This is a genomic window from Salinibacterium sp. M195, from assembly GCF_019443965.1.
Classification (GTDB): domain Bacteria; phylum Actinomycetota; class Actinomycetes; order Actinomycetales; family Microbacteriaceae; genus Rhodoglobus.
This window is the reverse complement of sequence record NZ_CP040814.1, coordinates 262,489-278,172: the sequence shown is the minus strand read 5'-3', so window position 1 is coordinate 278,172 and position 15,684 is coordinate 262,489. Positions and strand designations below refer to the sequence as shown.

At 58.2% G+C, this 15,684-nt stretch carries 14 protein-coding genes and 1 tRNA gene; 12 read left to right on the top strand and 3 right to left on the bottom strand.

The window, feature by feature from the left end:
• Positions 1-13 precede the first annotated feature (13 nt).
• Positions 14-955, top strand: coding sequence for a prephenate dehydratase (gene pheA / locus FFT87_RS01340; RefSeq protein ID WP_219949594.1), 942 nt, complete (start codon positions 14-16; stop codon positions 953-955).
• Here pheA and FFT87_RS01335 read toward each other — a convergent pair.
• Positions 942-1,973 carry a diacylglycerol kinase family protein gene (locus FFT87_RS01335; protein WP_219949593.1) on the bottom strand — a complete coding sequence of 344 codons (1,032 nt, stop codon included), beginning with the start codon at positions 1,971-1,973 and terminating at the stop codon, positions 942-944. The genes pheA and FFT87_RS01335 overlap by 14 nt on opposite strands.
• A gap of 37 nt (positions 1,974-2,010) precedes the next feature.
• Between FFT87_RS01335 and serS the strand changes: the two genes are divergently transcribed.
• Entirely contained in the window at positions 2,011-3,276 is a 1,266-nt protein-coding gene (gene serS / locus FFT87_RS01330) for a serine--tRNA ligase (protein ID WP_219949592.1), read from the top strand.
• Complete coding sequence (locus FFT87_RS01325) at positions 3,273-4,109, top strand: HAD family hydrolase (RefSeq protein ID WP_255560000.1); 837 nt, start codon at positions 3,273-3,275, stop codon at positions 4,107-4,109. Before serS ends, FFT87_RS01325 begins: the two co-directional genes overlap by 4 nt.
• A gap of 66 nt (positions 4,110-4,175) precedes the next feature.
• Here the strand turns inward: FFT87_RS01325 and FFT87_RS01320 are convergent, their stop codons facing one another.
• Positions 4,176-4,994 (bottom strand): BtpA/SgcQ family protein, encoded by an 819-nt coding sequence (locus FFT87_RS01320; RefSeq protein WP_219949591.1) that lies wholly within the window; start codon positions 4,992-4,994, stop codon positions 4,176-4,178.
• 124 nt (positions 4,995-5,118) lie between these two features.
• On the opposite strand from FFT87_RS01320, the gene FFT87_RS01315 reads away from it, so the two are divergent.
• From FFT87_RS01315 to FFT87_RS01285, 7 genes are all read left to right on the top strand, one after another.
• The gene (locus tag FFT87_RS01315) at positions 5,119-5,943 is read left to right on the top strand and encodes a DeoR/GlpR family DNA-binding transcription regulator (RefSeq protein ID WP_219949590.1); all 825 of its coding nucleotides are present in this window, start codon (positions 5,119-5,121) and stop codon (positions 5,941-5,943) included.
• Positions 5,940-7,424: an FGGY-family carbohydrate kinase gene (locus FFT87_RS01310; RefSeq protein ID WP_219949589.1), complete on the top strand. Its 1,485-nt coding sequence runs from the start codon at positions 5,940-5,942 to the stop codon at positions 7,422-7,424. The genes FFT87_RS01315 and FFT87_RS01310 overlap by 4 nt, the downstream gene beginning before the upstream one ends.
• Positions 7,421-8,200, top strand: a complete 780-nt coding sequence (locus FFT87_RS01305) for an SDR family NAD(P)-dependent oxidoreductase (protein WP_219949588.1) — start codon at positions 7,421-7,423, stop codon at positions 8,198-8,200. Before FFT87_RS01310 ends, FFT87_RS01305 begins: the two co-directional genes overlap by 4 nt.
• A 129-nt stretch (positions 8,201-8,329) precedes the next feature.
• Positions 8,330-9,574 (top strand): ABC transporter substrate-binding protein, encoded by a 1,245-nt coding sequence (locus FFT87_RS01300; protein WP_219949587.1) that lies wholly within the window; start codon positions 8,330-8,332, stop codon positions 9,572-9,574.
• A gap of 27 nt (positions 9,575-9,601) precedes the next feature.
• Positions 9,602-10,465: a carbohydrate ABC transporter permease gene (locus FFT87_RS01295; RefSeq protein ID WP_219949586.1), complete on the top strand. Its 864-nt coding sequence runs from the start codon at positions 9,602-9,604 to the stop codon at positions 10,463-10,465.
• Entirely contained in the window at positions 10,462-11,277 is an 816-nt protein-coding gene (locus FFT87_RS01290) for a carbohydrate ABC transporter permease (RefSeq protein ID WP_219949585.1), read from the top strand. The genes FFT87_RS01295 and FFT87_RS01290 overlap by 4 nt, the downstream gene beginning before the upstream one ends.
• Positions 11,278-11,324: 47 nt before the next feature.
• Positions 11,325-12,356 carry an ABC transporter ATP-binding protein gene (locus tag FFT87_RS01285; protein WP_255559999.1) on the top strand — a complete coding sequence of 344 codons (1,032 nt, stop codon included), beginning with the start codon at positions 11,325-11,327 and terminating at the stop codon, positions 12,354-12,356.
• Between the two features lie 88 nt (positions 12,357-12,444).
• On the opposite strand, the gene FFT87_RS01280 is transcribed toward FFT87_RS01285, so the two are convergent.
• A complete protein-coding gene (locus tag FFT87_RS01280) occupies positions 12,445-13,776 on the bottom strand; it encodes an aspartate aminotransferase family protein (RefSeq protein ID WP_219949583.1) in 1,332 nt (443 codons plus the stop codon).
• Between the two features lie 135 nt (positions 13,777-13,911).
• Here FFT87_RS01280 and FFT87_RS01275 point away from each other — a divergent pair, with 135 nt between their 5' ends.
• Together FFT87_RS01275 and FFT87_RS01270 are read left to right on the top strand one after the other, a co-directional pair.
• Complete coding sequence (locus FFT87_RS01275) at positions 13,912-15,456, top strand: PucR family transcriptional regulator (RefSeq protein WP_219949582.1); 1,545 nt, start codon at positions 13,912-13,914, stop codon at positions 15,454-15,456.
• Positions 15,457-15,542: 86 nt separating this feature from the next.
• A tRNA-Ser gene (locus tag FFT87_RS01270) sits at positions 15,543-15,627 on the top strand.
• Positions 15,628-15,684 lie beyond the last annotated feature (57 nt).

Genomic DNA, 15,684 nt, shown 5'->3' with positions numbered 1-15,684 from the left:
CTAAACTCGTGTCATGACTTCGACGCCGAGCACCGCCCCTGTGAGCTACAGCTATCTGGGGCCAGCCGGAACGTTTACCGAGGCTGCGCTCAAGCAGGTTCCGGCTGCAGCCGGTGCGCACTGGAAGAGTGTCAACAACGTCGGCGAAGCGCTTGACGACGTAACCAGCGGCCGCAGCGTTGCTGCGATGATCGCGATTGAGAACTCCGTTGAGGGCGGCGTCAGCGCGACGCAGGATGCACTCACCAACGTTCCCGGCCTCCGCATCATCGGTGAATATTTGGTGCCGGTGAATTTCGTCCTCGTCACTCGGCCGGGCACAGCGCTCACCGACGTGAAGGTCATTAACGCTCATCCGGTTGCCTATGCCCAGACGCGTCGCTGGCTAGACGCCAACCTGCCGAGCCACGGCTACGTGCCAGCAAGTTCTAATGTTGCCGCCGCCGCAACCCTCCTCGACACCGAATTAGCGGATGCCGCAGTGGCCCCGCCCGGCATCACCGAGCATTACGCGCTCGATGTTGTGGCCTCAGAGATTGGCAACAACCAGAACGCGGTCACCCGTTTCGTGCTGGTGAGTTCGCGCACAGAGCTGCCAGAGCCCACCGGCGCCGACAAGACGAGCATCATCGTCGAGCTGCCAGATGACGCTCCGGGTCGACTGCTGGAAATGCTCGAACAGTTCGCCACCCGCGGAGTCAACATGAGTCTTATCGAGTCGCGACCGATTGGCGATTCCCTCGGACGGTACCGTTTCGTCATCGACCTCGAGGGCCACATCCTCGACGATCGAGTAGCGGACGCGTTACTGGGGCTCAAACGTTTCAGCCCCAACGTCATCTTTTTGGGTAGCTACCCGCGGGCAGACAAACTCGCTACCAACGTCACACCGCGGTACGGAAATGAAGTTTTCGCTGAAGCGCGCGAATGGCTGCGGAAGATTACTTCGAGCTAGCCTTCGCCGCGATCGGATGCGCCTTCGACGCCTTTGTGTGGACCTGAGGCACGCGAACGACGAGCGAGAGCGGATCGACCCACGCATGTACTGACTTGGCAAGGCCAAACTCGTCGCCGTCTAGCTGGAACTCTTCGGGGCTTTCCACGATCATATTGAGGTCGTGCCCGGTGGCGTAGCGCACGTCACGCACGTCTTTCGAGAGGTCGATGATGCGGCGACCAATGACGCTTTTGCGGAGGACGCCATTCTCCCAGGCGATCTTGTTCCAAATATTGAGCCAGCCGAAACGGCCGCGCGGAACGAGTGCCGCCATGTCGAGAATGCCGTCATCAGGCTGGGCTTCCGGCATCAATAGCAGACCGCCGGGAAGCGCACCGCAGTTGCCGATTATTACGGTGTGGGCGCTGAGAGATCGATTGGGAGCGCCATCGACGCTGTAGCGCAGCCGAACTGGTCGCAACTCGGGAATGGAGCGGGCAATGCCATCAACGTAGGCCAGCCAGCCAACCGCCTTCTTCAACTTCGTGCTCGTGTTCTTGATCATCTTTGCGTCAAGCCCAAGACCTGCCATAACCAAGAATGCGTGCTCCTCGTGGCTATCGTCGTTGCGCACAATTTCCACCATGCCCAGATCGAGTTTGCGGTCGACCCCGTTGAACGCGATATCGATACTGTCGCGGAGGTTACCTGTTGGCAGGTCCAGATTACGGGCGAGCAGATTGCCCGTGCCGGCGGGCACAACAGCCATCGCGACACCGCTGCCACGCAAAGCCTCGGCAACCGCGCGAACAGTGCCATCGCCGCCTGCCGCGATGACAACGGTAGCTCCGCGACGAATCGCGCTGCCGGTAACACCTTGGCCGCCATCTTTAATCGTCGTGGAAAACCAGAGCGGCGTAGCCCAGTCGGCAGCCTTAGAGGCTGCGGCAACCATCTTTTTTAGACGCGCAAGATCAACCTTCATGGGGTTGTAAACAACCGCAACTTTAGGCTTCGAGATTCGAGGGGAGGGCACAGACAAACGCTACGCCATCAATCGGTAGGCTGTAGGGGTGATTGACCCCCAAATTCTTAGAGAAAACCCTGAAGCCGTACGGCAATCGCAAATCGCCCGCGGAGCCTCAGTTCAGTTGGTCGACGACGCTATTGCCGCCGACCAGAAGCGTCGCGCCAGCATCGGCGAGTTCGAGTCGCTTCGGGCTGAACAAAACAGCTTCGGTAAGAAGGTTGCTCAGGCGCCATCCGACGAGAAGAAGGCGCTCGTTGCGGAAGCTCAAAAGCTCTCGGCTCGTGTCAAAGCTGCTCAGCTGGTCTCGACCGAAGCTGAGGCAGAGTTCACTCGCATCGTTGGTGCACTTGGCAATATCGCAGTCGAAGGCGTTCCGGTTGGCGGAGAGGATGACTGGGAGCTCGTGCGCGAAGTCGGCACCCCCGCAACATTCGACTTTGAACCTCGTGACCACGCAGACATTGGCGAAATCCTCGGAGCGATCGACATTCCCCGTGGAGTGAAGGTCGCGGGCAGCCGTTTCTACTTCCTCAAGGGCGTTGGCGCGCGACTCGAAATTGGCCTCATGAACATGGCGCTTGATCGTGCCATCGCTGGCGACTTCATCCCTCTCATTACTCCGACGCTAGTGCGGCCAGAGATGATGGCGGGCACCGGCTTCCTTGGCGAGCATGCAGACGAGATTTACCACCTTCCCGCCGATGATCTCTACCTCACCGGCACGAGTGAAGTCGCGCTCGCCGGGTATCACTCCGACGAGATTCTCGACCTCTCGAAGGGCCCACTCCGCTACGCCGGTTGGTCGACCTGCTACCGCCGCGAAGCAGGGTCCGCAGGCAAAGACAACCGCGGAATCCTGCGAGTGCACCAGTTCAACAAGCTCGAAATGTTCAGCTATGTGCTGCCGGAGAATGCCCAGGCTGAGCATGAGCGGCTGCTGGCATTCCAGGAATCAATGCTGCAAGCCTGCGAGCTCAGCTACCGGGTGATCGATGTTGCCGGTGGCGACCTCGGCTCCAGCGCTGCTCGCAAGTACGACATTGAGGCCTGGGTCCCCACGCAGGGCACCTACCGCGAGCTCACGTCGACCTCCAACTGCACGACCTATCAGGCACGCAGGCTCGACATCCGCTATCGCACCGAATCGGGAAAGACCGCGCCGGTCGCGACCCTCAACGGAACTCTGGCAACCACCCGCTGGCTGGTTGCCATTCTCGAAACACACCAACAGCCCGACGGGTCAGTCGTGGTGCCACAAGCACTGCGTCCGTACCTTGGCGGACTCGAAATATTGGAGCCAATCGCGTGACAACCGCAGCACAGGATGACCGCTGGATGATCGCGCTCGACATTGACGGCACTGTGTTGCTTGAGTCGGGTGAGATGAACGAGCCTGTTATCGCCGCCGTCACGAGGGTCCGCGATGCGGGCCACGAAGTGATGTTGGCCACCGGGCGCTCTGTGGCGATGACTCTGCCGATTCTGCAGAAGTTGGGTCTCAAGCCCGAGTACGTTGTCTGCTCCAACGGCGCGATCACGCTCAAGCGTGACCCGCTCGGTGAGGGCGGCTACACCCGCGAATTCGTGGAGATGTTCAACCCTAAAGAGGTCTTGACGAGCATCAAGAAGCACTTGGGTTCGGCGAACTATGCGGTCGAAGACCAGACGGGCAAGTTCTTTGTCGATGGAAAGTTTCCTGATGGAGCGCTCGGCGCCGTCAGCGAAGATGTCTCCTTCGACGAGCTCGTTAAGGTGCAGGCCACTCGCGTTGTCGTGATTTCTCCGCAACACCAGGTTGAGGATTTTCTCGCCGTTGTCGAGCAGATGGGGCTCCACAAGGTCAGCTACAACGTCGGCTGGACCGCGTGGCTCGACATCGCGCCCGATGGGGTAAACAAGTCGACGGCGCTCGAGAATGTGCGGTCGCGCCTCGGCATCTCGCGCACCCGTGTGTTCGCGATGGGTGATGGCCGCAACGACATCGACATGCTCGAATGGGCTGCTCGTCATGGTCGAGGCGTTGCGATGGGCCAGGCTCCGGATGACGTTCTTGCCGTCGCCAACCAGGTCACCGAAAGTGATGTCAACGATGGGGCAGCGCTCGCGCTCACAATGTTCTTGGATGCGCTCCCGGCTTCATAGTTATCATTCTGACTTCGTACAGCGAAGGGGTGCTGCTGAGTTCTGGCTCGGCAACACCCCTTCGGCTCAGCTCAAGGTCGCGCGAAACTCGCGCGCTGCGCTCATGAGCTCTTCAACGCGTGACTGGTCGGCACGATTCTCGAACACTCCATCTACCTTGAAGTAGGTCCCCACGATAGCGCCATCCGCTACCGATAACTGCTCTCCAACGTTGTGAGCGCGCACGCCGGTGTTGACAAACACTGGGACCTTACCCGCGGCGGCCTTGACTGTGGTGAGAGCTTGCACATCGGTTGCTGCTCCCGCGGTTAGGCCTGAAACACAGATAGCATCAGGAAGAGTGGCGAACACCGTCGTTTCGGTAATTGACTTCAAGTCCCGGTCCGCGAGGTACTTCGCAGACTCGGGCACGATATTGAAGAATAGTTTCACGTCTTTGCCGCCGACACGGGCACGGTGACGCGCGACTTCGCCAATATTTGTGTTCCAAAGGCCGAAGTCGCTTGCGTAGACGCCCGTGAAGATCTCGCGAACATACTGCGCGCCAGTTGCCACGGCTAGGTCGATGGAGGCCCGGCCATCCCACAACACGTTCACTCCGTAGGGAACAGTGATGTCATCGAGCAACTCGCCAATAACTCGCGCCATGGTGATTGCAGTAATTGGTTCGGTCGAAGTCAGGTACGGAAGGCTGAACTCGTTCGAAATCATGATTCCATCGACGCCGCCCGCTTGAAGTGAATCGAGCTCCGACTTGGCTCGCTCGACGACGGCGCGTACACCAGCGGCTGAGTCGAAGCCGGGGTCGCCAGGAAGCGCAGAGAGGTGCAGCATCGCGATCACTGGTTTGTCTACTTGGAATACGGAACTGAGCCAGGAGGTCATCTGGATGCCTTTCAAGGGAGAACTTATGTTGTTTCGTCGGACACGACGGTGTTGTTATATATTCACATAGTTTATCCGTCTATGGATAGAATTTACATAATCGAAACATAAACAGTGTGAATTTATGACACCTGTGTGGTTTGATGTAGAAATGGCAGCGAAGAAGCGCAGAGCGATAATCGAAGAGCGCGTGAAGATCCAAGGCGAGATCGACTTCGCTACGCTCTCTGAAGAATTTGGCGTGTCCGAGATGACCATTCGCCGCGATATCGAGGCATTGGAGGCTTCCGGTGTGGTGCGCCGTGTGGTTGGGGGTGCGATCGCGGTCATCGGGAAATCTTCTGAGCCGCCGTTTGAGGCAAGAGTTGCCGACGCTGCTGAAGGCAAGACGCATATCGCCGAAGCTGTGGTTGCCCTGCTCGAGCCCCACGAGACAGTAATCCTCGACAGCGGCAGCACAGTTTTGGCCGTCGCAAGAGCGATCAAGGGTAAACAGCTTGGACTGACAATAGTCACTCCAAGTTTGCTCGTGGCACTTGAGCTTGCCGACGAGCCTGACACGACAATCTTGCTCGCTGGAGGCCTCTTGAGGCCGGGAGAGCTTAGCTTGATCGGCCTCGATGCCGAAGAGACTTTCGCTCAGTACAACTGTGACGTCTACGTAATGGGCGTCGCAGGGGTCGATGCGGCACGCGGTATCACGGAATATCACCGCGGTGAGGGCAGCGTAAAGAAGGCTGCAATGCGGGCAGCAGATCGAGTGATTGTCGTGGTCGACGAGCACAAACTCGGCCGAGTTCAACTTATGAATGTGGCCCCGCTCGCCGCGGTTGACACGCTGGTTACAGATGGCGACTTCGGCAATCCGACGCTCGTTGCTGCTCGCGATCTTGGGGTCAAAGTGCTCTCAGTTTCCACAGGACCAACTACGAGTTTGGGTAAAGAGTGACAAAATACACAATCGGTATAGACATCGGGACTACCGGGACAAAGACTGTCTTGTTCGACGTCGAGCATGGCATTGTCGCCCAGGCATCGCGTGAAGCAACTCTGCATTCAGATCGGGCAGGCTTCGCCGAGGCAGACACTCAGCAGTGGTATTCGAATGTTGTAGATTCCATCCGAGAAATCCTGCTCACTTCAGGTGTCGCGCCCGAAAGAATCGTGGCGATATCCACCTCAGGGATGGTTCCTGCCGTGGTGCCAATCGACGTTCAAGGTGCCCCTCTTCGCCGAGCGATTTTGCAGAACGATGCTAGAGCAACTTCTGAAATCGACCGACTGGCCAAGAAGCTCGCTGACGTAGATCTCGTGGCGATCACGGGGTCTGCTCTTACGCAGCAATCAGTGGCCCCAACGATCGAATGGCTTCGCTTGCATGAACCTGAGCTTTGGGCGCAAACAGCAAGCATCGTCGGCTCGTACGACTGGCTGCTGATCGCGCTTGGTGCTCAACGGCATGTGGAACGAAATTGGGCGCTTGAATCAGGGCTCTTCACTATGGATGGTGAACCAGTAGAGCAGGTAGTGGCTGCCGTCAATATCGACCGAGACATACTTCCGTCAATCTTGAGCTCCGGAGACCAGGCCGGCACGCTGAGCGCGCACGCCGCAATTGCGACTGGTTTGCGAGCGGGTACTGCCCTCATCGTCGGCGGCGCTGATCACGTGCTGTCCGCATTCGCCGCCGGCGTTGAAACGGAAGGCGACTGGTTGGTAAAGCTCGGCGGTGCTGGCGACATCCTTGTTGCGAGTGATCGACCACTTGTGGACCCCCGTCTTTATCTCGATGCGCATCCGGTTCCTGGTCGTTGGCTTCCCAACGGGTGTATGGCTACGAGTGGCAGCCTCATTCGCTGGTATCAATCAATTGTTGGTGGTGAGAGTCTGCTCACCTTAGACGCGGAGGCAGAAAGCCGCCCGCCCGCTGACGTTCTCTGCCTCCCCTACTTTCTCGGCGAGAAAAGTCCGCTACATGACCCCGACCTGAGAGGGACCTTTGCCGGGCTCCATCTCGGCCACAATCGCGCTGACCTCTACCGCTCGGTCCTCGAAGCAATCGCATTCGGCTTTAGGCACCACGTTGAAGTTTTTCAAGAAGCGGGCCTCACTCTTGGACGCGCGTCCATCACAAACGGCGGAAGTAAATCCACGCTCTGGAAACAGATCCATTCTGAGGTTTTAGGTGTTGAGATGTTTCCCATTGTTGACCATCCTGGCGCGTCGCTCGGAGCCGCCCTCATCGCGGCGGTCGGCGTAGGAGCGCTCGATGGCTGGAGTAGCACCTCGAAATTCATCATCAGTGGCGAGCCGGTCGTACCAGATCAGGAGCACATCAAGCGATACGACGAGGCTTACCACGAGTGGCGAGAACTCGGCCTCGCAATAGCCCCCATTTCGCAATCCATCGCAAGGAGAACACGAGCATGAGCAACACTAAGACCGTAGTAGTCACCGGAGCGGGTTCGGGAATTGGGCGAACCATCGCTCAGGTTCTTGCCGAGCGAGGATGGCAAGTTGTCGTATCTGATATCAACGTCGAGGCAGCGGCGGCCACCGTTGGCACGCTTGCTGTCGCTCACAATCAGCGTCACGAATCCGCTGAGCTCGATGTGACTGACCCAATAGCCGCTGCGACTGTCGCTGACAGCATTGCTGATCGGCTGGGCTTGGACGCATGGGTAAGCAACGCTGGAATTTCGTTTATGCAAAAGTTCCTAGAAGTCTCCGTAGAGCAGTTCGACAAGACTCTCGCTATTAATCTCAAGGGAGTTTTTGTGTGCGGGCAGGCTGCCGCCCGCGCGATGGCGCGTACAGGCGTGGCTGGCACGATCGTCAACACCGCCTCGATGGCTGGGAAGCAAGGCAAGGTTCCCTATCTCTCGGATTACGTCGCTTCGAAGTTTGGAGTCATCGGGCTCACACAGGCGATGGCATTCGAACTAGCAGAACACGGAATCCGAGTGAACTCTGTGTGCCCCGGCTACGTCGCGACGCCGATGCAGGCTCGCGAACTTTCGTGGGAAGCAGAGCTTCGAGGGACTTCACCCGAAGCGGTGCGAGCGATGTGGGTAGATGACACGCCACTTGCGCGTCTTGAAGAACCAGAGGATGTAGCCAAGGTCGTGGCGTTTTTGCTCAGCGACGATGCAGCGTTCATGACCGGTGAAGCGCTCGCTATCAATGGCGGTGCCTACATGGACTGACCTTCCAGAAGCTTCCACAATCTCAATGTTCAGCACGTCCCTTTGAAATAATAGGAGAAGCAAATGTTGCACAGCAGAAAAACCCCGAAATTAGTCGCGACGATAGCAGTGATGTGCGGTCTTTCGCTCATGACGGCTTCGTGCGCTGGCACCGGCGGGCCGGCCAGCCCCGAGTCATCAGGACTCGGTGATATTCCCAAAGGCACCCAAGGTACCGTTCGCATCCTGATGGAGAACGTGCCAGACACTGACATCGTCATGGACCTCGTTGACGACTTTAACGCTGAGTATCCCGACATCACTGTCGATATCGAGTCACTCACCTTCGACCAGATGCGCGACAAGTTGGTCTCGTCCTTCCAAGCGCCGGACCCCACCTACGATCTAATCGTGGTCGACAACCCTTGGATGGTCGACTTCGCTGACGCAGGATTCTTGGAGCCGCTTGACGAGCGAATCGCCTCCACTACTGATTACAACGCCGACGACTTTTTCACGCCTCTTGTCGACATCACGAAGGTTGATGGAACCACCTACGGTGTTCCGTTTTATAATTACGCGCTGGGTTATCTATACAATTCTGACGACCTAGCTGCTGCCTCCCTTTCCGTTCCAACAACTCTCGACGAACTCGTGAGCACGTCACAGGCGTTGACGTCTGACGACAAATCTGGGATTGCAATGCAGCCTCAACGTGGATACAAGATATTCGAGGAATGGGCGAATTGGCTATTTGCAGCCGGCGGATCGATTTACGATGAAGAGGGAAACCCAACGCTCGATACCCCGGAGGCGAAGGCCGCTCTGGAGGCCTACATCGATGTCTATTCGAACTCTGCACCCTCGAATAGCTTGAGCTGGGCATTTGACGAAGCATTCCGCTCTGTCTCTAGCGGCCAGTCAGCATCGATGATCAGTTACAACTGGAACCTTCCCGCTCTCAACGACCCAGAGGGAGCCGCTGGTTCGCTCGCTGGAAAGTTTAAGCTCGCTCCCATGCCAGGTGGAAAGCAAGTTCTCGGCTCGTGGTCGTGGGCAATCCCATCGAACTCGGCAGCCTCAGACGCCGCGTGGGCTTTTACCTCGTGGGTTACGTCGCAGGACGTCGATATCGACCGCGTCATTAGTGGTGGCGCTGCGATTCGCTCCAGCACTCTAGAAGATCCCGGAGTGCTCACCGACGGGTTTGGGTCCGACTACTATGACGCGGTCAAGCAGATCCTTTCAGACGCTGCGCCATTGAGCGCAGGAGCAAACGGTGAAGAAATGATCCAGGCGGTGGGAACTGAGCTCAACGAAGCTGTGGCCGGGACTAAGTCCGTGGACGACGCACTTGCTGCGGCGCAAGCGGCTGTCGTAAAGATCCAGGGATAGAGCGTGATGGGAATCCAACAATTTGGAGTGAAGAGGGTCCTTGCCTTCAAACATGGAATGCTGGCTCCCTTAGTCGCGCTCCTTGTTCTGATTGTTGGATTCCCCCTCGCCTACGCGCTATACCTCAGCGTCACCGATTACAAACTGACTGATCGCGGGGCACCTGCCTTTGTCGGTATCGATAACTTTGTCTCGACACTGGTCAACTCGGATTTCTGGGAAGCCTTCGGAACTACAGCACTCTATGTAGTTATGGCTGTAGGGGTTGAACTAGTGCTGGGGCTAGCGATCGCCCTTGCTCTCCAAAAACAAAAGTGGGCGAAAGACCTCACTCGTTCAATGCTCTTGGCACCGATGTTCATTACTCCGATCGCTGTTGGCCTCACATTTAGGTTCTTGCTGAACGATCAGATCGGTGCCATTCCTGCGATGCTGCGGAGCGTAGGGATCGATTATGACTTCTTCGGTCCAGGCCGTGCTCTCATGACGTTGGCAGCGATTGATGCCTGGCAGTGGACGCCGTTCATGGTGCTTCTCTTGCTCGCAGGCCTCGAATCAATTCCCAAGCAACCGCTGGAAGCCGCTCGAGTGGATGGCGGTTCTGCATGGTATGTCTTCAGGCGCATAACACTTCCAATGTTGGCGCCGGTCCTCGTCATTGCGGTTCTCTTGCGAGCGCTTGACGCCTTGAAAGTCTTCGAATACGTGTTCGCGACGACTCGAGGTGGGCCCGGTACCGAGACGCAGACGATTCAATACTTCACGTATCAGACTGGTATCCAGTTCTTTCGGCTGGGAGAAGCGTCCTCGATGGCGTTTGTCGTGCTCGTAGTGGTCCTCACATTGATAATTCTGACGTTTCGTCGGGTAGAGAAAGGTCGAGCATCGTGAGGAACATCAAGATACTTCCCATCCTTCGGGTTGCGCTTTTATGGCTTGCGGCGATCTTCGTCTTCGTTCCGCTCGCGTGGATCACGCTAGCGAGCTTCAAAACACCGCAAGAGTTGAATGAGCCCGGTCTGATCTTTTTCTCGCCGAATCTTGAGAGCTGGAAGAGTGTCATTTCCTCTGGGATTCTGGATGCTGCCTATCGAAGTTTGATCGTCGGTCTCATCACGGTGAGCATCAGCATTGTGATCGGTGGAATGGGTGCGTATGTCATTGCGAAATACAAAGCGGGAGGTGCCGCAACTCGGTTTGGAATTCTCGCCGCTCAAGTGCTTCCGCCAGCGGTGCTCGTGTTCCCATTCCTCACGATGGCTTATGCGCTCCGAATCAACGACACGCTTATCCCGGTAATTTTCGCGCACCTCAGCTTCGTCCTTCCAGTGGTCACGTGGTTTCTCATCGGATTTTTCGACGCGGTTCCGCGTTCGCTGGAGGAACAGGCTCGGGTTGACGGGTTCAGCCGTTTTCGCGCTTTCATCCTGGTTGTTGTTCCTCAGGTGTTACCTGGTATCGGCGCTGCGGCGATCTTTGGGTTCACATTGTCGTGGAACGACATGTTCTACGGCTTGATCTTGGCCCCAGGAAATGCCGCGATTCTCCCAGTCGCAATTTCTGGATTCAACACATTCCGGGGCGTGCAGCTAGGGGCGATGAGTGCCGCAATTCTCATCGCGGTCGTCCCTGTTGTTATCGCTAGTTTCTTCATCCAACGCAAGCTCGTTCAGGGCATCAGCGGTGGAGCCGTCAAGTCTTAGGATCTGGAAAGAATATGGCAAACGTAACGTTCACTAATGTCAACAAAATGTATGGCTCAAATCGGATCGTCTCTGATCTCAATCTTGAGTTGCCCGACGGGTCGTTCACAGTAATGGTTGGGCCCTCGGGCTGCGGAAAGTCGACCTCATTGAGGATGCTCGCAGGTCTTGAATCCATTACCTCTGGTGAGATCAGGATTGGTGACCGCGTGGTCACCAATCTGGAGCCCAAGGATCGCGACATTGCGATGGTATTTCAGAACTATGCTCTTTATCCTCATCTTTCGGTTCGCGAGAACATCGCGTTTCCTCTTCGGGCGACGAAGACTCCACGAGCTACAGCGCTAAAGCGCGCTGACGAGGTTGCTGAGTCATTAGGTCTGTCTCATCTTGCCGCGCGTAAGCCGAAGGATCTGAGCGGAGGGCAGCAGCAACGGGTCGCAATCGGTCGTGCGATTATTCGCGAACCATCTGTTTTCTTGTTTGACGAGCCTCTGAGCAATCTCGACGCGAAGCTCCGAGTCGAAACCCGGACGGAGCTCCTCCAGATTCAGCGCCGACTTGGCATCACTTCGTTGTACGTAACGCATGATCAAGAAGAGGCAATGACCCTTTCTGATCGAATTATTGTGATGAGGGATGGACAGATAGCGCAACAGGGTACGCCTCGCGAGGTTTATGCTCGACCGGCGTCTACGTTCGTCGCTGAGTTTGTCGGCAGCCCCAAAATGAACCTCATTAATGGGCGTATAGAGCGTGGAGTCTTTACTTCGGAGGAAGGCCTTCGCCTCGAGACCGGTGATTCGCACAACGCTGGTCGACTTACGTTGGGGATCAGGCCCGACGATTTGCTTATCGCCGCCGCATCAGAAGCAGAGACGAACGCGGCGACAATAGCCCTCATTGAGCTTCTCGGCCCGAGAGCAATAGTGACGCTGCGCAGCCACGAGCGGGTGCTCACATGCGTTGTCGAAGCCAGTCAGCTTTCGACGTTTAGCGAAGGTTCGCGCGTAACCCTGTCGGTAAGGAGAAACCTCTGCCATTTCTTCGATCACACCTCGGGAGAGCGGCTTAACTAGTGCGCCTCTTGCCTCTCCCGGTGCAGAGCGAATAACGAAGGGGTGCGGCTGAGCTTGTGGCTCAGACGCACCCCATCGGCGTTCAGCGCTAAATGTTTTTCTCGAGCTCGCTGAGAGCTTCGTCGTAGATCGCCATGGCGCGTGCGATCTCGTCTGGCGTGACAACGGCCGGCGGCACAACGTGGATGCGGTTGTCGGCGATGAACGGCAGTAGCCCACGCTTCACGAGCGCGCCCTTGATCTTGCCCATATCGGCCGCGCTGAGTGGCTCGCGGGTGTTACGGTCGGCGACGAGTTCCATCGCCCAGAACACACCGCTTCCTCGTACCTCGCCGATGCAGTCATGCTTGGCGGCGAGAGCGGCAAGGCCGGGCGCGATGTGGTCGCGACCGATCCTGGCGGCATTCTCGATGATGCCTTCGTCTTCCATCGCGGTGATGGAGGCAACGATGGATGCTGCGGCGAGCGGGTGGCCAGAGTAGGTGAGCCCACCGGGAAAGACGCGCTCGTCGAAGGTCGCGGCGATCTCGTCCGAGATGATCACGCCACCGACGGGAACATAGCCGGAGTTGACTCCCTTGGCGAAGCTGATGAGGTCGGGCTTGATGTCGAAAGCATCAAACGCGAACCAGTTGCCGGTGCGACCGAAACCACACATAACTTCATCCAGAATGACGAGGATGCCGTACTTGTCGGCAAGGGCGCGCACGCCGGCCAGGTAGCCGGGTGGCGGCATCAGTACGCCAGCGGTGCCGGGAATTGTCTCGAGCAAGATTGCCGCGATCGATTCGGAGCCCTCGGCCTGAATGGTGCGTTCGAGGTGGTGCAGGGCGCGTTCTGATTCTTGCTCGGGGGAGTCGGCCCAGAACTCGGAGCGGTACTCATAGGGCCCGAAGACGTGCAGGTGGCCGCGGGCATATTCGTTGGGGATGCGACGCGAGTCACCGGTGGCGACAACGGCCGATCCGGTGTTGCCGTGGTACGAGCGGTAGCGCGAGATGATCTTGTCGCGGCCGGTGTGCAGGCGAGCCATGCGCATAGCGTTTTCGTTGGCATCCGCTCCACCATTGGTGAAGAAGACCTTGTTCATGCCATCGGGCGCGTGATCGGTGATCTTGCGGGCTGCTTCACCGCGGATGTTGATGGCGTGGGCGGGGGCCACGGTCGCCATGAGGTCGGCCTGTGCCTTGATGCCGGCGATCACTGCGGGATGCTGGTGCCCAATATTGATGTTGACGAGCTGACTGGAAAAGTCGAGGTATTCGTTACCTTCGTCGTCCCAGACCATGCTGCCGAGGCCACCTTCGAGCACCATCGGCTTGAGTGCGCCCTGGGCTGACCAGGAATGAAAGACGTGGGCGCGGTCGAGCGCGACGGTGTCGGAGTTGCTGTGCTGGGGGGATGCGGGCGCGGAGTTCATGGGGCACCTTTCGTGGCTGAAACTGATAGTTCTACTATCGCCCTCGGGGCCCTCTCTGGATGCTGCCACTATGTATAGTTATTGGCGACACTCTCGACATAAGGTGAGCTGTCGGTTCGGGAAGGACAGATTCGGATGCTCCCCACTATTGCGTGGCTGCTTGGTCGGCAAAAACTGCGTCTCAGCGTGGTGGGCAACGAAGGTACGAACGAGCATCCGCAGCACCGTGATCGTCTGAAGGCTCCGATCAGTTGGGTGCACAGCTCTGACCTAGCCGACCCCACTCCCTTTCTCAGCAGCGGAAATGTGCTGCTCACTGACGGCGCGCAGTTCGGATTCGACGCGGCCGCCGAGCTCTACGACTACGACGCTTATGTGGCGCGCCTCGTCACCGCAGGCGTCGTCGGGCTCGGCTTCGCAACCCACTTTCTGCATCAGGGCATGCCGCCGGGGCTCGCCGAGGCCTGTGAAATTGCCGGTCTCCCGCTTATCGATGTTCCCGACCGAGTGCCATTCATTGCCGTCATTCGTGAAGTCGCTGACCAGATTGCCGCCGAACGCAATCGACGCATGGAATGGTCGATCTCTGCCCACAAAGCGATCTCTCGTGCCGCGCTCCGGCCGACCGGACTGCGGTCGACACTGGTCGAACTCGAACGCCAGCTTTCCTGCTGGGTCGGGCTCTTCGACGCGACAGGGGCGCCGCTGCTTGTGCCGTCGCAGCGGCTCTCCGATGACAGATTTGCTGCACCGGTGCGGGACGAAGTTGCGCAGGCCCTGCGCAAGGGGCGCCGTTCATCCACCAGCCTCACTCTCCCGTCGGGACAAGTAACGATCCAGACCCTCGGTCACAGTGGAGAGTTGCGGGGGGCCTTGGCTTTGGGGCGTGGAGTCCCGCTTGACCGTGCCGAGAACGAGCTCGTCACGAGCGTGATCGCGTTGGCGACTCTCGCGCTCGAACAAAACCGCGAACTCGACACCACGCGAGGTCAGTTGCGGTCTGCGCTGCTCGAGCTGCTGCTCGCGGGCAACGTGTCGGCCGCGAGGGCAACCGCCGTTGAGGTGTGGGGAGCCCTTCCGGCCGAACCACTCACTGTTGTTAGCATCGCTCGTCAAGTGCACAGCCACTTTGTGCTCGACGCCCTCGAAGCGTTAGCGCTCGATGGGGAAGGTCGGGTCTTCTTTGCGGAGCGTGACAACACGATCGTGGTGATTGTCGGGCAGGCATCAGACCTCGAACTAATCACGCAACTTGTTGCCGACCACAAGCTCAGCGCCGGAAGCGCCGTTGCCGCAGACTACGCGACTCTTGACGGCGCGTTAGAGCAGGCATCCCACGCGCTTCACGCTGCCGCTGGCGGTGCGAAACTCATCGAGTTCGGCAACATTGCCGACACCGGGATGCTCGGGGTTCTGCACTCGGCGGGTGCAGAGCAGGTGGCACACCGAGTGCTCACGCCGCTCACCCATTTCGATGCCGAGCATTCGGCAGCTCTTGTGCAGACGCTGCGCTCATGGTTCGCCCACGATTGCTCGTGGGGTGCCACTGCGGTGAGTCTTGGCGTGCACCGGCACACGGTGCGGTCGCGCGTCGATCAGGCTGCGAGCATCCTGAGCCTTGACCTTGAATCGTTCGAGGGGCGACTTGAGGTGTGGGCGGCACTGCGAATGCTGCCGTAGGCCACCGTGTTGCGTGGCGAAGGCAGCGTTGGGCCCCGCAGGAGTACCCACTCTGAATCCGCTAGACTGGCGGTCTGCTTATGCAGGGAGGGCTGTCCGAGCGGCCGATGGAGCCAGTCTTGAAAACTGGTGGGCAGAAATGTCTCGTGGGTTCGAATCCCACGCCCTCCGCACTTGATCGTTCGAGTTTCGGTTCTTCCCGAATGCTCGCGATAGCACGCTCACGCC